At 44.8% G+C, this 18,074-nt stretch carries 16 protein-coding genes; 7 read left to right on the forward strand and 9 right to left on the reverse strand.

The genetic code is table 11. The annotated features are described in order from the left end of the window. Positions 1–4: 4 nt before the first annotated feature. Positions 5–727, reverse strand: a complete 723-nt coding sequence (locus EHQ17_RS09780; protein WP_135590041.1) for a J domain-containing protein — start codon at positions 725–727, stop codon at positions 5–7. Positions 728–736: 9 nt separating this feature from the next. Then, positions 737–1,441 carry an LIC_12936 family protein gene (locus EHQ17_RS09785; RefSeq protein WP_135590042.1) on the reverse strand — a complete coding sequence of 235 codons (705 nt, stop codon included), beginning with the start codon at positions 1,439–1,441 and terminating at the stop codon, positions 737–739. 122 nt (positions 1,442–1,563) lie between these two features. On the opposite strand from EHQ17_RS09785, the gene EHQ17_RS09790 reads away from it, so the two are divergent. Next, positions 1,564–1,896: an STAS domain-containing protein gene (locus EHQ17_RS09790; RefSeq protein WP_135590043.1), complete on the forward strand. Its 333-nt coding sequence runs from the start codon at positions 1,564–1,566 to the stop codon at positions 1,894–1,896. Between the two features lie 313 nt (positions 1,897–2,209). Here the strand turns inward: EHQ17_RS09790 and EHQ17_RS09795 are convergent, their stop codons facing one another. Further along, positions 2,210–2,800 (reverse strand): LIC10729 family protein, encoded by a 591-nt coding sequence (locus EHQ17_RS09795; protein ID WP_135590044.1) that lies wholly within the window; start codon positions 2,798–2,800, stop codon positions 2,210–2,212. A gap of 31 nt (positions 2,801–2,831) precedes the next feature. Between EHQ17_RS09795 and EHQ17_RS09800 the strand changes: the two genes are divergently transcribed. Next, entirely contained in the window at positions 2,832–3,776 is a 945-nt protein-coding gene (locus tag EHQ17_RS09800) for a bifunctional riboflavin kinase/FAD synthetase (RefSeq protein WP_135590045.1), read from the forward strand. On the opposite strand, the gene EHQ17_RS09805 is transcribed toward EHQ17_RS09800, so the two are convergent. Then, positions 3,750–4,190: a globin gene (locus EHQ17_RS09805; RefSeq protein ID WP_135590058.1), complete on the reverse strand. Its 441-nt coding sequence runs from the start codon at positions 4,188–4,190 to the stop codon at positions 3,750–3,752. The two genes, EHQ17_RS09800 and EHQ17_RS09805, sit on opposite strands and share 27 nt — an antisense overlap. A gap of 584 nt (positions 4,191–4,774) precedes the next feature. Here EHQ17_RS09805 and EHQ17_RS09810 point away from each other — a divergent pair. Next, positions 4,775–6,514 carry a SpoIIE family protein phosphatase gene (locus EHQ17_RS09810; RefSeq protein ID WP_135590046.1) on the forward strand — a complete coding sequence of 580 codons (1,740 nt, stop codon included), beginning with the start codon at positions 4,775–4,777 and terminating at the stop codon, positions 6,512–6,514. A 4-nt stretch (positions 6,515–6,518) separates the two neighbouring features. Next, the gene (locus tag EHQ17_RS09815; protein WP_135590047.1) at positions 6,519–8,315 is read left to right on the forward strand and encodes a SpoIIE family protein phosphatase; all 1,797 of its coding nucleotides are present in this window, start codon (positions 6,519–6,521) and stop codon (positions 8,313–8,315) included. Here EHQ17_RS09815 and EHQ17_RS09820 read toward each other — a convergent pair. After that, entirely contained in the window at positions 8,312–9,268 is a 957-nt protein-coding gene (locus EHQ17_RS09820) for a hypothetical protein (RefSeq protein WP_135590048.1), read from the reverse strand. The genes EHQ17_RS09815 and EHQ17_RS09820 overlap by 4 nt on opposite strands. 18 nt (positions 9,269–9,286) lie before the next feature. Continuing rightward, the gene (gene fliD / locus EHQ17_RS09825) at positions 9,287–11,206 is read right to left on the reverse strand and encodes a flagellar filament capping protein FliD (protein WP_135590049.1); all 1,920 of its coding nucleotides are present in this window, start codon (positions 11,204–11,206) and stop codon (positions 9,287–9,289) included. Positions 11,207–11,340: 134 nt separating this feature from the next. On the opposite strand from fliD, the gene EHQ17_RS09830 reads away from it, so the two are divergent. The 3 genes from EHQ17_RS09830 to EHQ17_RS09840 all read left to right on the forward strand — a co-directional run bounded on the left by EHQ17_RS09830 (position 11,341) and on the right by EHQ17_RS09840 (position 14,365). Beyond that, positions 11,341–12,057, forward strand: coding sequence for an MIP/aquaporin family protein (locus tag EHQ17_RS09830; protein WP_135590050.1), 717 nt, complete (start codon positions 11,341–11,343; stop codon positions 12,055–12,057). Between the two features lie 65 nt (positions 12,058–12,122). Continuing rightward, on the forward strand, positions 12,123–12,890 hold the full coding sequence (locus EHQ17_RS09835) for a hypothetical protein (RefSeq protein ID WP_135590051.1): 768 nt from the start codon (positions 12,123–12,125) through the stop codon (positions 12,888–12,890). Positions 12,891–13,654: 764 nt separating this feature from the next. Then, positions 13,655–14,365 carry a hypothetical protein gene (locus EHQ17_RS09840; protein WP_135590052.1) on the forward strand — a complete coding sequence of 237 codons (711 nt, stop codon included), beginning with the start codon at positions 13,655–13,657 and terminating at the stop codon, positions 14,363–14,365. A 554-nt stretch (positions 14,366–14,919) separates the two neighbouring features. Here EHQ17_RS09840 and EHQ17_RS09845 read toward each other — a convergent pair. The 3 genes from EHQ17_RS09845 to EHQ17_RS09855 all read right to left on the reverse strand — a co-directional run. After that, entirely contained in the window at positions 14,920–15,543 is a 624-nt protein-coding gene (locus EHQ17_RS09845) for a hypothetical protein (RefSeq protein ID WP_135590053.1), read from the reverse strand. A gap of 356 nt (positions 15,544–15,899) precedes the next feature. Beyond that, the gene (locus tag EHQ17_RS09850) at positions 15,900–16,703 is read right to left on the reverse strand and encodes a hypothetical protein (RefSeq protein ID WP_246057492.1); all 804 of its coding nucleotides are present in this window, start codon (positions 16,701–16,703) and stop codon (positions 15,900–15,902) included. Between the two features lie 92 nt (positions 16,704–16,795). Beyond that, the coding region (locus EHQ17_RS09855; protein WP_246057494.1) for a polymorphic toxin-type HINT domain-containing protein at positions 16,796–18,074 on the reverse strand (1,279 nt) is incomplete at its 5' end.

Here is an 18,074-nt window from a genome sequence, read left to right on the forward strand (position 1 = left end):
CGACCTATTTTTTCTCTCCTTCCAGAAGTTCAATTTTTACTTTCAGACGGTTTTTCTTAAAATGAACGAATCCGTCCGGCTTTAAACCGGAAAGATCCAGTTCGTAAATTTTACCGGGAATCAGTTTTCCTGCTTCGGCCTCGAGATTAAGATTGCGAAAACTCTTATATGTTCCTTTGCCTCCGCAAGAATCGCAGAACACGTTGGAACCTCTGCAATCGGGACACAATACCCGAACGACGAGCGGAATTTTCGCGGAGATCCGCAGATTCAACTCTTCATGAGTTAAGAGAATTCTAATATCGTAAAATATTCCGGAATATCGTTTGCGTTCCCGGTTTCTCATACCGGCACGGAGAAGACCGCGTTTGGCGAATTCCACCGCCTGGCCCGCGTATAAAATTCGCGAAGCGGGGATCTGTTTTTTTTTCGGAGAAGAAGCCGATCCGACCTTCGGGTTCGAAGCGCGCATCCGAAACAGAATCTCGGGATGACGAGCGAGATATTGCAGATCGTATTCCTTTCTCCGCAAAGGATGAGTGAGGACTTGATACGAGTACGCCAGTTTTTGAAAAAGATCGGAGGAGCCTGTTTGTCTGTTATCCGGATGAAAAATTTTCGCCAATTCCCGATAACGCGATTTTACTGCTTCCAAGGAAGAAAGCGGAGAAAGACCCAGATTTTTATAATGATCCGGGAAATCGAATTTCGGTCCCGGTTCATTCACGAAACTTCCTCAATCCTTGGGAAGATCTTCCTGGTACGGACCGCCGTTCTCCACTTCTCTAAGAGTGGTTTCCACGTCTTGCGCGCTGGTTCTGATGCTTCCTTCCACATACTTATCGATTCTGCGAATGATTTCCAAAAGATTGGTTCTGTAAATCCGAACGAGTTTCACACGTTGTGCGGGTTCCCGAATGGTGGCCACATTATATACCGTTTGTTTGGTTCCGGAATCCGTTTTTTTCTTGATCACGAGTTCGATCGCATCCGGGGTTTGTTCGGCGGTCACTTTATCGTTTTTGAGAATACTGATTTCCTCGTCTTGAGCGCGCATCTTGGAAATTAATGATTTCCTGCTCCAAAAAACGATGGATTCCAATTTTAAGGGAGAATTTTGAGCGTTCCCTCCGCTGACTTTTAGAACGAAACGCAAATCCAGCATATAACGGTTTCTGCTTTGCGGAATTTGATCCTCATACGCGGGGATAAACTGACTATAAAGATTGTCCTGGATCTGTTTTCTTCGGTTGAGAAAGGCAAGACGGCTTTCGATTCTTTTGTGAAAATCCGTGATATCCTTGCCGAGAATTTCGAGATCCTTCACTTGACCGGGTTCATACGGAAGAATTTTCACTCTTCCATCCGATTCGAATTCTTGAGCGGAAATTCCGGCGATCGCGGAAATAAAAATCAGAATATAAAATAAAGAGACTTTCATATATAGTTTCCAGACAATCGTTCTTTAATAGTTTCGGAGGTTCTGGGAATTTCCCCATAATTTTATCAAAAATAGATTGAACTTATCGTCAAATTCTGGGAAAAGGGAAGGAAAGGATCGGTATGGAAATCAATCATAGAAAGTCTGGAGAAACAAATATTGTAAGTCTTTCGGGCAGTCTGGACATATATACATCCATCGATCTCAAAACCTTTTTCGAAACCAATATCAACAAAGAAAATAAAAACGTAGTCGTAAATCTGGAAAAACTCAACTACATCGATTCCTCCGGAATCGGAATGCTCATCAAACAACTCAACTATGTGCAGGACTTAAACGGCTCTTTTTTTATCGCCAACATGAAACCGGCGATCGAAAAGGTGTTTAAGGTAGCCGGATTGACATCGTATTTCAAGACAATCAGCCCCGCCGAATTCTCGTCCAATTTTCCTTAAGATCTCTATTTTTTAAAATTTCTCCGGTCGAATTTCCGGTCGCGGCAAAAACGGCGTGGGTGATCCTACGTTTTTTCGGAATACGGAAAGACTTCCGACCGGATTTTCGAAGGATTTTTCGATTTGGAAGGAATGGGATAGGATCGATTCGAGTCCGTTTTCCCGAAGAGATGTTTCGCGGGGAGTTCCTACATTCCAACGATTTACGAGCTTCGGCTTTGTAGTTTGTGACGACGTTTACCGTTCAAAATACCGCCGTTACACTCTGAAATCGCCAAGCCTATCCGTTCCCACTTCCGCGAACCCGATTCATTCATCGATAAAAAACGTCCCAGATTCCCCAAAACCGACCGAGTTCCCCGGCGTTCGGAAGAAGTCGGAAGTCCATTCTCCCTTCGATCAGCTCGCCCGGATCCACGCGAAATCGAATCGGAAACTGATTGGAATACCCGTCGCCTCCGGGAAAACGCACCATCTTTTTTAGGATTCCGTTCATAAAAATCCGCAATTCTCTCGGCTTCAAACCCTTAGGACGCTCGGTGAATGTAAACTGAGTGAGATCCAACTGAACGTAAATCGGCTCGTTCCGGGAAGGATCGGCGGTCAGATAAAAACGCAGACCTTCCTCGGGAATCATTCTGCAAAGCCCGTCCAACAAATGTCCCGTCCCGGCTCCGGGCGCAGAATCGGGTCGATCCCGCTCCAACTGCATTCCGTTGTGAATCGCCCAGGTCGAAAGTTCCGCGAAGGTTCGAAAGTCCTCCGACCGAAGCGGCTCGCCTTCTTCTCCCCGATGATCGAAGTTGATGAATTTTTTAAATTTCGGATTTTCTTCCGACCGTAGAAACCCCGTATTGGTAAAAGTCAGACAAAGAAATATAAGAACGAATCGATAGAAAAGCATCTACTTTAATATCGACAGGATCGGAAAGAATTTGATCACAATACGGACCCTGGAACAACCGGAAAAACGGATTCGGAACGAGTGTGTGGTCACGCTCGGAAATTTCGACGGAATTCATCGGGGACATCAGGCGCTTTTGGATCGGGTCCTCGCCGTTTCCCGGGAAACCGGTCTTTCGTCTTGTGTCGTAACCTACGACCCCAACCCCGCCGTGGTTCTCGGCAAAAATCCTGAATTAAAAAGTTTGATGAGCCTTTCCGACAAAACGGATTGGATCGCCGCAAGGGGAATCGACTATCTCGTAATCCTTCCTTTCGACAGACTCCTCGCGGAAATGAGCGCGGAATCCTTTTTGGAAAACATACTTCTTCGAGATCTGAAAGCCAAAAAAATCGTCATCGGATTCAACCACTGTTTCGGTAAGGGAAGACGCGGGAACTACGATCTTCTTTTAGAATATTCTGAAAAACTAAACTACTCCGTGGAAAAAGTGGACCCCGTGTATTTGGGGGAAGTAAAACTCTCCAGCTCCTATCTGCGAGGACTGATCGCGGAAGGAAAAATCGTCGAGGCGGAAACTTGTCTCGGAAGACGTTATTCCGTCGAAGGCGCCGTCGTTTCCGGTCACAAACGAGGAAGAACCATCGGATTTCCGACGGCTAACGTAAAGACGGATTCGGACCTACTTTTACCGGGCATCGGAGTTTATGCGGGAACTACCACCGTTGACGGAGTCGAATACCCTTCTATGATCAACGTCGGTCGGAACCCCACGTTCGGAGAAAATCCGCTCACGCTCGAATCGCATATCTTCGACTTTCAAAACGACATTTACGGGAAAACGGTGCGCATAACGTTTACGGAGAGAATTCGGAACGAGGCAAAATTCGAAGGAATCGAGGCGCTCGTCGCCCAATTGAAGAACGACGAAACTCAAAGCAGAAGAATTCTAAAAAAACTGGGCGCCCCTTCCTGATTCCATCGGTTGCGAGTCGGAACACTTCGCGTAGGTAAGACCGAAAATTTCCTGCCAGCTGCTTTCGATTTCCGAAGTGTACCAAGGTCCCAGCCATTCTTCCAAAGCCGCGAGCCAGGCCTTTTCCAAAACCGGAATTTCCTCCGGGTTTCCGCAGATCTTAGTACAATGAAATCCGAATTGTTGAATCGATTTGTCGAAATAAAATTCCTGAGACGCCGAAATCACGATGTCCCGAACCGCATTCATGAAATTTCTCGCGTCGTCGATCTTAAGCACTTCGAAGATTTTTTCGTATTTAGGAGTTGTTTCCTTCAGAGATTCAAAAAATAATTCCGCGAATTTAATCTTTTCCAAATTGATAATATCAAAGGATTCACTGATCCCTTTTATTTGTTCTTTGCTGATCTTCATTTTAGGCTCGCCGAGTTCGTTTTTTATACTGCCTAAAGAATACTCGTTCACGAAAAAATATGCCTCCGAGTTTATAAACTGAAGTAAGCGAAATACGAAAACGGACAGGCCTTATTCTCCAAATGGATCGAAATCATAGAAATAACATTCGTTCTTTCACGATCAATCCCAGATGACGGAAATTAATTCGTTATATCGACCGGAAGAAAACGATTGAGCAAGCGAAGGAAGAGCTTTGGTTCGATCGGTGGTTCCGTTGATATTTCCGGTAAAAATCGCGAAAGAAATTTCTTTCCTGATAACGATCCCGGATTTTACGTTCGACGGCGATGGGGAAAGGGACGTCTCCGACTTTCGTTCGCAATCGATTCGAATTCGGATCGGATCGAAAGACGAACTTACGACTCGGACGACGATCTGTAATCGGTTCGACGATTCCGAACGATTTGAGAAACCTTAGGTAAATAAGTATTTTATTGTTTAAAATCCTTCGTCCAAAGCAATACTTGGGTGGGAATTCCGATTTGCGGACGTATTCTCCGACTTCGGAAAATTTGCGGCGACTCGACGGATTTTTTTTTCGAATGAATTATTATCTCTACTTTCCTCTTGCCGCATTGTTCGCCAATACGGTTTTCATCGCCTTCGTATACGCGAGAAGGACCGGCAACCCCGTCATCCGCTCCTATCTTATCTATTCGATTTCGCTCAACGCGTGGCTCGGTACGTATCTCTTTACTTGGTCCTCTCCTCCGGAAGAATGGATGACCTGGTCCTTCAAAATTCTTTCCGCGACCTGGCTCCCCGTAGGTGCGTTGTATCTCGAGTTCGTCTACGCTTTTTTAAACCGAACTCCCGGACCCTTCCTCTGGTTTTTTAGAATCGGAATTCCGATCTCATATCTTCTCACGGTATCCACGGATCTCGTGATCCAAGGGAAGGTTTCCTACTACTGGGGATATGAAAACGAACCCGGTCCATTGTATCTTTACGTGATCGTCGCCTTCGTTGCGTTCCCCGGATTTTTAGGCCTCGGGATTCTCACGAAAGCGTTTCTGTTTTTACGCAAAGACCTAAGAAGACAAATCGGTCTCGCGATCCTCGGCACCGCAATCGCCATGTCTTTGAGCGTTTATTCCGAAATTATAGAAACGGACGCACAGGGAAGACTTCTTTCCGTGCCCTTGACTCCCATAGGAGTGGTCGTCCAATCCTTTTTGATATTCATCGCGATCACACGCTACGGATTTCTGCGCATCAACATCGAGGGACTTGCCGTCGAACTTTTCCGGGACATCCACGACGGAATGATCCTCGTAAAACGGGATCGTTCCCTATTTTTTATCAACGATTCCGCGATTAAAATATTAGGAATCGATAATGCTCTTCCGGCGTTTTTTTATCCTTCCGATTATCTGAAGGGATATCAGGAAAGCCCCAATCATCTTGCCAAGGAATACCGACCCGTATTCAACCGAAAATGTAGAGGTGTGGAACTGACGCGTTCCGATATAGAACTGGCCGGCAACGAAAGCGGTTATCTTTTTATCCTTAGGGACATCACCGAAAAGATAGAAACCAGGGAGAAGATAGAAAACATCTATTCCGCGATCAGCAAGGATTTGGAGATCGCGAAAATCGCGCAAACCTCTGCGATATCGACCAAGTTTCCGGAAAGTTCCGAATACAAGTTTCATTCCCACTTTCAACCGTTCGAATTGGTGGGAGGGGATTTTTTACGCACGTTGGAAAGATCCGACGGAAAGTTGGACGTGTTTTTCGCGGACGTTTCCGGACACGGGGTTTCTTCCGCTATGGTCGCGGGAATGTTGTCCATTTCTTTCCAGCTCGTATCCGAAACGAAAGGTTCGCCCAGGGAATCTCTGGAGAAAATACACGAACTCCTCCGTAACGCGGTCTTCAACCATCACGTCTCCGCCGTTTATCTTTCCTTCGACCCGAAAACAAGAATATTAGAATATTCTTATGCAGGACATCATCCGATACTCGTTTTTCGTGAAGGAGAGATCGTATCCTTGGACGGAACCGGCAGGATTCTTCTGATCACCCAGGAAACGGAACTGTTCAATTATTCGTTTCAGCTGCGAAAAGGGGACGTCCTCTTTCTCCATTCGGATTGTCTTTTTGAAGTCAGAAATTCCGAAGGAGAGATTTTAGGCTACGAAACGTTCTTGGATCAACTCGGAGAAATCGCGCTCCATACTCCTTCGCAAATTCTCAAAACTTCGATCGACAACGCGCTTGCGTTCGGACGCGGAAAATTGACGGACGATCTCGCCGTCCTGATCTTGGAGGTGTTTTGAGAAGATGAATCCGTACGCTCTCATACCGTTCACCGCACTATTGATCAACGGTTCCCTTTTCGCTTACGTGAGTTCCTTAAAGGGAAAATCCAGAACCGTGGATCTGTATCTTCGTTTTTCGTTTCTGCTTTCCCTCTGGCATATCGCCCTCATCCTTTATTGGTCTTTCTTGCCCGGCGATCTTCCCGTTTTAGTGTTCAAGGTCTCGTCTTTCGCCTGGATCTTTATAGGTTGTCTTTTTTTCGAATTCGCGGTCCAGTTCACCGGTTCTTCGTTCCGATTTCTGATTTATTTTTTTAGGGGAATCTCTCTAGTTTCCTTTCTCGTGTCGATCGGAACCGACCTTGTGATTTCAGGCACGTATCGCGCGTATTGGGGGGACGTAATCATTTCTGGTCCGTTGTATCTTCCCATCAGCAACTTCGTGGTCGGCGTTCCCACGTTAGGCGGTTGTCTGATTCTGATCGTGAAAAGTTTCCGTTCCTCCAATCCGTTGCTGAAAAAACAATCCAGATTGGTCGCCTACGCGACCGTGATCACATATCTTTCCAGCTTCGTAACAACTCTGCTTCCCAGGTATTTCAACTCCTCTCTCACCTTTCCGCCGTTAAGCGGAAGCGCCGCATTGTTTCAGTCGATTTCCATCTTCGTCGCAATCCGTAAATACGGTTTTATGGATTTAAAACTGGAACACGTCGCTCTCAAACTTTATTCGGAAATCCGGGAAGGTGTACTCCTTCTTTCCTCCAAGGGAACGCTTCTTTTTTCCAATCTTTCGGCGCGGCGTATGTTGTCGCTTCCCGAAAACGTTCCGACGGGGACGTCGATCGACCTGCGGAATTATCTGGACGGATTCCCTTCGGATTCCTATTTCGAACGCAAGGAGTTTGCAAATCTGAGAATCGTCGAAAACGACGGCGAGGAGCGTTCTTTCGAGGAGTTTGGTCACACTCCCGAATACAAATATCTGGAGGTTTCCTCTTCCTCCATTCCGCTTTCGGGAAACAAAGGCGGTAAAGTGTATATTCTGCGCGACATCACGGAAAAAAAGGAATCGCTCGAGAAAATTAGAAAATTATTATATAGACTGGATCTGGATCTCGACCTCGCGCGCCATATACAGGAGATGATCACGACTAGGGATTTTCCTGATTCGCCCGATTACAAAATCTATTCGCACTTTCAGCCCTACGTAAAAGTGGGAGGCGATATCCTGAAGGTGAAAAAAGAATCGGACGATAGTCTTCATATCCTGTTCGGGGACGTTTCCGGCCACGGAATTTCCGCCGCTATGGTGGCCGCGATGACTTCGATCGCATTCGACGCCGCGACGAAAAGGACCAAGTTCACGGACGAAAACCTTCTGTTTATGCACGGTTTATTGAAGGACACGATCACGTTGCACTTTCTTTCCTCCGTATATCTACGTTACGTCCCTTCCGAAAGAAAATTAGAATATAGTTATGGAGGTCACCATCCCGGCCTTTTGATCCGCAACGAAAAATGCGAAGTGATAGAGGGTTCCGGCGGGATCCTCTTTGCGATCGCTTCCCCAAAGATCCACAGATACGAATTGACTCTTCAAAAAGGGGATCGTGTTCTTCTTTATTCGGACGGACTTTTCGAAGTGCGCAACGCGGAGGGAAACATATTGGGAAGAAACCAATTTTTGGAGGCGGTCAAATCGTTGATAAGCGAAGACACTTCCTCCATGATCCGCTCTCTTCTCTCCTACTCCGGTTCTTACGGAGCGGGAGAGATGTCCGACGACGTTACCGTTTTTTGTTTGGAAATCCTTTAGGCGATTTTTTCCCGGATCAACTTTAGAAAAGGAAGAAACTCGTCTAACGCGCTCGGAAGTTCGTATTCGATGGAATCTCCGGCGCGTATGATGTCCTTTTCCTCGAGTGCGACCGCTATCGCTGCGAGGATCTCGTTCAACTCGCCCGTTTTTTCCTCGAAGCCGATTCCGTCGATGCGTATCTCGGAGAAATCCAGGTCGGGTTTTCTCAACTTCAAAGTGATGAACGAAGTCAATAGGACGTTGATCTGTGATACGGCTTGAGTCAAAAGTTCCGAAGCGACCTCGTCCTTTCCCGATTGATACGCTTCGTTTACCTTGATAAAACTTTCCTTAAGCGCACCCACGTTGCCTATGAACGTATTCAGAATTTCCTTCAACGTAGGCAGATCCAGATCGAGAACCTGAGTTCTCGCGACAAGATCCATGACGAAAAGTTTCAGATCGCGCAGATGTTCCAGGAAGGTTTCGATGTTGTCCGTGTTATCGAGGGCAGTGCTGAGTTTCGACACTTCGGAGACGATCGCCTCTACGCTATTTCCGGTTCCCATCGGTTTTATCTGATCCAATTTCAGGTGCAACATATTGGAAGCGGAACGAAGTACGTTCTGGATCCATCGAACTCCGTCAGACAATTCCTTGGTTTCCTTTTCGGTGAGTGAATCCCTTCCGAACAAAGTCGATCCGACTTTATCCACGTAAAGATCCAATTCGTGTAGTGTGGAAACGAGAAAGTCCATCTCTTCCCCGACGATAAATTCCATTTTACCCGCGGACTCGATTCCCTGTTCGTTCATCGTAGAGGATTGGAACTCTATCCCGTCCACGGTGCAGCCCAGAAGATATTTCCCTTTCGACTCCACCCACTTGGAGATTTCTCCGAATACCTCTCCGAGTTTTTTTTCGTCCTCGAGAGAACTATCTAACAGATGTTCGTTGATGTAAATTTCCATTTTATTATCCTCTCCGCGTTATTCGCTCTTTGCGCCTTTTAGATTGTTATTGAGATACGCACCGACGGCTTTATTCCTGCCCACACCTTGTTCCATGTAAAGGAATTTGGATTTCAGTTTTTTTTCGTAACTCACGAGATGGTTTTCGAATTCCTTGATCTTCTTGTTGTTGTCCGCGACCTGTTCTTCGAGCATCTTAACCTTACCCGATACGAAACCGCCCGCGTACTGAGTGTACGGTTTTATGTGTTCGAGAAGATCGACCGCGACTCCAGTGTCCATCCTCGCGTCCGAGTTGGTATCGATCGCGAATAGGCCGCGTACTGCGTCCGGATTTTCGGAAAGTTTGGCCTTCAGTTTTTCCTCGTCCAAAACCAGGAATCCGTCCTGAATATCGGCCCATTTGCTGCCGACGGAACCGGTGCTGATTCCGATGTCGCTTAACATTCTGATGGAATTTTCTCCGCTGGTCGGATACGAGGAACTGGCCGCGGTCTTCATTCCCGCGATCAGACGCAAAACGGTATGTTCTCCGGATAAAAGACCGGTTTTGGTTTTTCCTTCCCAAAAGGTCTGCCCGATTTCGCCTCCGTCCTCCTTTGCGTCCTTAACCTGCGCGTTTTTATCGACGGCCGTGGAGTCTTTGGAAAACTTAAGCACCGTGTTGTAGGCGGCCACGAACTCCCTGATCATTTCAAGGCCCTTGTCTGAATCCGTTTTGATATCCACGTTAACCGCGCTTTCGGTTTTTTTGTGAAGATTGAGAGAAACCCCGTCGAGTACGTCGGTGAGACCTTCGTTTTTCGGCCGATTGACTTCGATTCCGTCAACGAGAAAAACTGCGTCCTTCGCTTCCACGATTTCTTTGGTCGGCTTTGCTCCGCGTAATTCGCCGGGAACGACGATCCTAAACGATTCCACGTTAACCGTCTTTCCGCTCGAGTTCGCGAAAAGAATCTTATGCGCCTTTTGACCGGAGGGGAAATTTTTCAGGACGAGGACGAGTTTTCCCTCCTGTTTGGAAGGACTTTCGAAAATCATCTTTTCCTTGTCGTTTTCTTTATAAAGAATTCCTAATTCTAGTTTGTCTTCGGGAGCGAACGCGACCTGTGTGAGAATTTCTATCTTCGCGTTTTTTTTCAGCTCCGTGGTCGGAATTCCGAATTGAAAGGAATTCGAGTTCGTTATTTCGAGAATCTTTTTTCCGCCCTCTTCTTTGAAGACGGGTTTGGAATCGGCGGAGGCTCCGTATTTTTCCGCCTGAAAGACGGAGATCTGATCCGCTTCCGGAAAAAGTTCGATCGACTTCGGAGGATCGGCCGGTTCCGTCGCTCCGACAAGACCTGCGGCCTGCAACACTCCCGCATCGTCCTCGAATTTTAACTTATGATCCTTGCCCGAAGCCGCTGCGATCAGGGTAAGAACGTAGTTCTCCCCGTCCACTTTCACCAAACCGGTGTTAACGAGTCCTGCCGCAGAGATTTTTATGATGGAGGCGAGATCGCGGATCGTCCCTCCGGAAAATTCGACCTCTTTTTCGGAATCTCCGGAATGGATCTTGAAACTTCCCGCGGGTATCCGCTTGTTGACGTCCACCTTGTCTCCCGAGATCTGATGAAATGTGGCCAGTTCCTTGATCTCGATCTTACGTTTACCGGCGCTCGCGGAACGGGACGCGTCTCCGCTGACCACTCCTTCCGGTTCGGACACGATACTTTTCATCGCAAAAGGTGCGGTGAAGGATATGAGGGCTCTCGTTTTGTTTTGGAGGTCGGTCGTTACCGTTTTAAGATCGCTCCACGCTTTCACCTGCGCCTTGTTAAACGAATTCTGCTGTTCAAGCCGGCGAATGGGTTTCGCTTCCAATTCCACCAGTTTTTTTACGATCAAATTGGTGTCCTGACCGGAGCTGAGTCCGGGAATCGTAAATGCGGGCATCTTGTTCTCCTAAGTTCCTCATCGGTCGAATCGGAAAAAAGATAAGGGAAAATGAAAAAAACCGAAGCGAGAAAAACCGATTGCCGATCCTAGAATTCCGTGGATTTTAGTCCCCAATTTCGTAGGGGGAAGGAATGATATCGCCTGTTTTCGGGGAATTTTTAGGGACCTTCGTATTGATCCTTTTGGGCAACGGTGTGGTCGCCGGAGTCTTGTTGGAAAAAAGCAAATCCAAAGACGGAGGTTGGATCGTGATCACCGCAGGTTGGGCCTTTGCGGTCATTTTAGGGATTTTCACTTCGAATGCCTTCGGAAGTTCGGATGCTCACCTCAACCCTGCTGTCACACTCGCGTTCGCCGTACAAAACGGGGATTTTTCCAAACTTCTTCTCTACGTTCCGGCGCAAATCGCGGGCGCGTTCTGCGGAGCCGTAGTCAATTATTTGCATTATCTTCCTCATTGGAAGGAAACGAAAGATCGTGGAAAAATCCTCGCGGTTTTTTCCACCGAGCCGGCGATCTCCAACGCGACCTCCAATTTTTTCAGCGAATTTTTAGGAACCTTTCTTCTCATACTCGGAATCGTTTCCATCTTTTCATCGAGGATGTCGGGACTACAAACCCATATCGGAGCGTTTTTGGTGGGGATTCTTGTTTGGAGCATCGGACTTTCCATGGGTGGAACGACCGGCTACGCGATCAATCCGGCCAGGGATCTCGGACCCAGGTTGGCGCATTTTCTTCTGCCCATTCCGGGGAAGGGACCTTCGAATTGGAAATACGCGTGGTTGCCGATCGCCGCTCCTCTCGCCGGCGCCGCGACGGCCGGATTATTTATGAGATTTTTATAATATTATGTAATTTTTTTAAAGCCGGCATATTCGGTTTTTTACGGAAGCCCGCTTCGGAAATTTGTATGGTCAATAAAACGTTTCAGATCCTCCTTTTTACGGTCCTCATAACTTCGTTGTCGCGCTGTTATTCGAGTCCGCGTTATCTCCTTCGAGAACCCGTGGACGGCGTTCCGAAAGGTTTGGTCGTCTACGGGATTTTTCTATACGAAGAAAAGGAGGTTCCGCTACTGGGCAAACGATACGAGTATATCATTCCGTTTCCGATTTACACGACCCTGAAAAGAATCTGCAAACGAGAATCGGGTGTCACGGAGAACTGCGGAATCAATCTGGTTCGGGACGACGAAGGACCGGAAATCGCATTGGATTCGGAGAACGTCTTCCGACTCGCGAGCAGGACCGGATTGTCCTCGGACGGAAAATATTTTCCGTATCACGTGCTAGGCGACATGAACGGATCCTTTCATTACGAAATCATAAACATCGGTTCCTATTCGACCTCCAGCCGCGTCGGTACGGACGGAATCCGAAGGAGCGAAAGCAGTTATACGGATTACACCGTTTCCAATCCGGAACATTATCCTATCCTCGCTCCCGAACGAAAGATAGACTTTCGGGGGATTTACGCGTATCACGCGACGCATATAGACCGGGCTCCGTATTGGATCGGGAATTTGGAGGACGGAATTCCTATTTTAAAAAAACTGAATATTCCAAAACTCAACAAACACTTTTTCAACGGAAAAGAACCGAGTTTCGAAAACGCCCGGGAATACGCCCTCGAACTCCTAAGGAAGGACCAATCCGCAGGTTATTGGGGCAAGGAGTGAACCGCCTCCGATCCGACCCGCGATATTTTGCCATATACTTCCGGCCGCGTCCCGGCGAAACCGTGCCGGCAAGGGACAAACACACTTTCGTTACGCCGGGTCGCGCTCTCCGCTTCGGTCAAGTTATTTCCGCCATTACTTTAGAACATTATATTTTACTAATTTAAATAACTTGACCCCGCGTCGATCGCTCGCGGGGACGGGTTCGTTCCTTTACGATTTTCCGATATTCGTCCAACTTTTACCGCGGAATTCCTTTAAAAACGGTATTTTGCCGGGCAGGACCGCAGAGGACGCTTACTCTTACGCGGCACAATCGTTTCAAAATTGATTTTCGGATTTGTTGCGATTCCGTTCGGGCAACGTCCGTCTTAGATACGGTCCGATTGTGGTGGGGGTTCGCGCCGTTTTATTCTTTCGATTTCCGCGGGCTTTGGAGACCGTTTTTTGCGGTTTCGAAGACGAACGTTTCGGTTCGGGAAATTTTCGTCCCTCTTCTGCGGGCGGTCGGAACGCATGGTACGGATTGCGGAACGGGCAGTTTTGCGTTTGTACCTCGCGCTCGGCGTCGGAAATCAGCCGTGTATTTCCCGAATACGGCGAACGCTCCCGGATCGCGAAAAATTTACGTTCTACAAAAGAACAAGAGTCCGTCTAAAAAGTTTCGGTCCGAATTCTTCGGTGTCGAATGAAACAGTAAATTCAAAATTTATTTCCTAAATCCTGTTCTTCAGTCTAAGAAATGGACTCCAGGGAAAGAATAAATGAATAAGTTAATTCCATTCTTAATTTTGAATATATCATTTTCTATATACGGGGAAACTAAAAAGGTGCAATTTTTTGGAACGGCTACGGATTTAAATTCGGGAAAAATTCTTTATTACGATCATCACGAAGAAGTTTGGGAAAATGGTAATCACTCGTATTCAAAGATCCAATACAAGGATCCGGAGGGAAACGTTTTCGCAAAAAAGAAAATCGTATTTTCTAAAAATAAAATGATCCCGGATTTCCAATTGGACGATCTGCGAGACGGTTATTTGGAAGGCGGCACGTTCTTAAAAACCGGATCCGCGCGTCTATTTGCACGGAGATCGTCGGAAAAACCTTTGGAAGAAAAGACGATTTCGTTTTCGGAGCCCGCTTCGATGGACGGAGGTTTCGATTATTTTATCAGAGCTTATTGGGATTCGCTTCTGGAAGGCAAAACGGTTCGTTTCCGCTTTTTGGTTCCTGTGGAAAAAGACACGTTTGCATTTTCCGTCTCCAAAACGAAAACGGGAGATTACAAAGGTAAACCCGCTCTTTTTTTGAGGATGAAAATCGACAACGCTCTTCTTTCCGTTTTCGTAAAGCCGATCGATATGGTCTACGATATGGAGTCTAAAAGAATTCTAGAATACAAAGGCACTTCAAACATTAACAATGAACAGGGAAAAAGTCTCAACGTGAAAATCGTCTACGACTTCCGTTAACGTGCGTTTTTTAAGAAAATTTCCTTCGGCTGTTGTCCTTAGTCCGAAGGATTCGTTTAAAGAGGGATTCGTTTAAAATTGCACTCAAACCCTTGGGTCACACGATGACTCCGTTACGGTCCATCGTAACCGCCTAACAAACCACATGTGGACTGCTTGCGGAAGATCCTCCAACGATAAGTTCTTGGAGGTTTTTTCGTGTTTTTTTCCGTTACTAAGCCCGAAAAGAATGTTCGATTAATGAACGTTAGGTGCACGATCGTATTTTTTTTGTGGAAAACCGTTTTTGGACGAGGTACTATAAATCACTCTATTTCACCTCGGTCCAATTTTTTTTCCTTTCTTTCGTCCGGGATATTTTAACCGATTTTTTGTACTTGGATAAGATACAATTGATTAGGCGGTTACAATATTCCAAAATTTTTCGCACCCAAATCGATGAAAATTCGACATAGGCTCAGTTTTATTGCCGGAATCTTCTGTCGGTTTCATTTACACGGGTTTAGCTTTTTTTGGATTCGCAGAATTTTAAGTATCAGCCAAATACGAAACGATTACGGTTTAGTAACGGTTACTTTCTTGATCGGTGTGAGAGGGTATTTTTCAAACGTAAACCCGGCTTTCAAAAACGTATTCTTACAATCTTCAAGCCCGCTCGTATCCTTGTAATCCAGTTTCAATCTGTACTTTTCATCTCGTGTCAATAATCCTAAATAATGGGATTTTCCCGCTGATAAATTAAATTCATACGAATCCCCCAATCGAGTCGGACGATACCGATTCCGAGCCTGGTGTTGTTCAAATCTTCCTGGAAGAGTGTACGGATGATCACCTTTATAAATTAAAATAGAACATCCCGAAAAGCTGCCCGTTTGCTTATTGTATGATAAGCTAAAGATCGGTGTCTCGTTTCCAAACTCGGTTGGCATCCCAGGCGGAGGAAGTATGGAGACGTATAAAAACGCTGGATTTAACGGATTATTCACTTCATCATTAATAGGTTGTATATTTGAATTGATCAACAAAATCCCGGAGCCTTCCTTGTCTTTAAAGCCGTTCTCAGATATAAACTTTTCAAAACCCTCCACTTCACTCACATTCTCTATTTGCAGGGGCACTCGATAAAAAGTACAACCTAAACTCTGCAAAACAAACAATAAAATTATTATATTCCTCATTCAATCTATCCTTTTACTTTAGTAAGTCTTAATATTCCAGAATCCAGAATCCAGAATCTCTCAATGTCGTCTTTCTGTAAAAAGATTCATCTCAAAAATTCCAACTCTTCAATACATTGAAGAGTTGCTTCTGTCACCGACTTTGTCAAGGTAAGATCGAGTTTTACGGTTTTTTTACGGCACCAACGCGGTCATCAGCTGAATGTCCGTACGATTGGACCCTTTGCAAATTTTATGCTGGTTCACTATTGTGAAGCAGCTGTCTAAATCTCACCCGGAATGCGCTGAGGAGAGTCGTTACCTTCACTTCTCCTACCTCCAAGATTATCGAAAGACGAGTTCTTGGACTAGGGCAGTCATCGTGTAATTGAATCTAATAAAGTGTATACCATACTACCAAATACTTCTGAATTGGATATCATCCTATTATACTTTACTTTAACTGGAATATCTAATGTATTAATTATATATATATAACCCAGATCAATTTTAATTTCTTCTTTTTCAAGAATTTCTTTACCCGTAAATTTACGAAATGTCTTAAATTTAATTGGAATAGCGTTATATTTCTTTTCAAATATTTGATTCAAATTTTTTATTTTTTTAATTTTCCCATTATTAATTGAATATAACGCCACCTTGCCCTCTATTTTATCTAATGCAATTTTAAGTCCGTACGAAATTAGATATTCATTAACTACTGTAAATGGACAATTTTCAAATTCATAATTTTTATATCGATTCAATGAATATACAAATTCAACTTCATTCGAATCATTGATGTAATATTTAGAAGAACAGATAGCTTTACTTTTTTTTACTATTTCAATTGATGGAAAATTTATTCCGGTAAATCCATAATTATCCGCACGGCCGTAAAATCTCCCTTTTATTGTCTTTCCTATTTGATTCTTGATATCCTCTGTAAAATTAATCTCTTCCCCACTATCATTCAATTCGAATGCGGAAATTGTTGCCATATTTCGATTTAATTCCGTAGCAAACTCCTTTTCGCCACCAGAAGAGTTGATAAAACTATTATTTAAATAAATAACAGATGGTCGTAATTTTTTAATTTTATCGACCATTTTTATCAGACTATCTCTAAACTTCTTACGCTCCCCCATATATTCATCACTTTCTGCATCAATATCGACCAAAACAATCTTCTCCTTTTGATTCGATATCTCTTCCAATTTAGGATCAATATAATAATTGCATGATACTATGCTAATACCTAATAGAATGTATTTCACCATGCTCTTGTCCCAGTAGAAGAAGGCAAACTGCCTGTATTATTTTCAGATTTACCAAAATTAAATAGCCGATTCCAAAGATTTGGTTTAGTAGCCGCATATTCAGCAGATGCCCTAACAGCTTCAGTGCCATTCACGGTTCCTTTATAAGAATACTCTTCGCCATTCGGACCATAGATAAACTGCCTATGACCTAATCCATCTATCATAGCGTTTCCAGTCTTCGGATCTATCCAAGTAATAGGTGCGTTTTTTGAATCCAAGACCCGAACAGTCAGTTCACCGTATTGTGTTTGAATCTTATCGCCATCCTTTAATACTCTAACATTAGGTCTGCCATCTACACCCCCATTAGTAACTTCATCAGAAGTCGAACGAGTTTTCATTTCTCCGATCTGAGTCCATACCCATTCTCCCTTTTCATTTTGATGTCGTGCATAAACACCGGCTCCCATTGCTCCTTCTAAGCGATCTAACTGGTCAGATTCTTGCTTCGTTAATTGTACTCCACGACTTAACTTATCATAGTAATTATTCAATTTCTGCTTCATAATTTCTATAGGATTCTCTGGAACACTCGTATTATGCACAAGAATATTAGAATTTGATACAAAGTATGTATGGAAATCCTCTACATGAAAGTTATAAGTATCAATGCTATCAACTTCAACGCGATTGATTTCTTTAATTGTTATCTCTTTTAAATTGGAATTAACAACTCTATCTTTCTTAGTTAGATCCTTTGCTAAAACAAAACCTTTTTCTTTAATATAGAAAGGGTGTCCTTCAGTTGTTTCAATAATTGTATTATCTTCCAAACTTATTTTAATTAGTATGTCCGTTTTGTTTCTAAACACTTCTAAGACTTTTTTATAGCCCAACTCAAGAGTTACCTCATTGAATGCAAAGACAATATCTCCAACCTCAACATTCTCGATAGTTTTCGTATTATCCTGAGTTAAAATCTTTGTTCCTTTTACAAAACATGCTACTTCATCCATCGCAGCATTATAAAGAGCAATTGCATCCAATCCTCTCGCTGTAGTCCTGTCAACACCATTGTTCGCAGCCTTCCCTCCAAACAACCCCGTAATCCCGTCCCAAGCACCTGCAGCCTTGTTCCCGATCCAATTCCCAGCTCCCTTCACCGTATTCCAAGCGCCAGAAAAAGCACCGGTAATATTGTCCCACAACGTAGGTTCTCCCTCTCTACCCCCCAAGTTGTAACCCAAACCGTCCATGATGTTCAAGAACAGATTCCCTTGGTTCTTCTGA

The sequence above is a fragment of the Leptospira gomenensis genome (assembly GCF_004770155.1).
In the GTDB taxonomy this organism is placed as follows: Bacteria; Spirochaetota; Leptospiria; order Leptospirales; family Leptospiraceae; genus Leptospira; species Leptospira gomenensis.

Bases quoted from the DNA above. Each gene is read 5' to 3' on its own strand.
- EHQ17_RS09845 (WP_135590053.1), bottom strand. From the start codon at position 15,543: ATGAGGAATATAATAATTTTATTGTTTGTTTTGCAGAGTTTAGGTTGT.
- EHQ17_RS09810 (WP_135590046.1), top strand. From the start codon at position 4,775: ATGAATTATTATCTCTACTTTCCTCTTGCCGCATTGTTCGCCAATACG.
- EHQ17_RS09785 (WP_135590042.1), bottom strand. From the start codon at position 1,441: ATGAAAGTCTCTTTATTTTATATTCTGATTTTTATTTCCGCGATCGCC.
- EHQ17_RS09820 (WP_135590048.1), bottom strand. From the start codon at position 9,268: ATGGAAATTTACATCAACGAACATCTGTTAGATAGTTCTCTCGAGGAC.
- EHQ17_RS09835 (WP_135590051.1), top strand. From the start codon at position 12,123: ATGGTCAATAAAACGTTTCAGATCCTCCTTTTTACGGTCCTCATAACT.
- EHQ17_RS09790 (WP_135590043.1), top strand. From the start codon at position 1,564: ATGGAAATCAATCATAGAAAGTCTGGAGAAACAAATATTGTAAGTCTT.
- EHQ17_RS09815 (WP_135590047.1), top strand. From the start codon at position 6,519: ATGAATCCGTACGCTCTCATACCGTTCACCGCACTATTGATCAACGGT.
- EHQ17_RS09805 (WP_135590058.1), bottom strand. From the start codon at position 4,190: ATGAAGATCAGCAAAGAACAAATAAAAGGGATCAGTGAATCCTTTGAT.
- EHQ17_RS09830 (WP_135590050.1), top strand. From the start codon at position 11,341: ATGATATCGCCTGTTTTCGGGGAATTTTTAGGGACCTTCGTATTGATC.
- EHQ17_RS09795 (WP_135590044.1), bottom strand. From the start codon at position 2,800: ATGCTTTTCTATCGATTCGTTCTTATATTTCTTTGTCTGACTTTTACC.
- EHQ17_RS09840 (WP_135590052.1), top strand. From the start codon at position 13,655: ATGAATAAGTTAATTCCATTCTTAATTTTGAATATATCATTTTCTATA.
- fliD (WP_135590049.1), bottom strand. From the start codon at position 11,206: ATGCCCGCATTTACGATTCCCGGACTCAGCTCCGGTCAGGACACCAAT.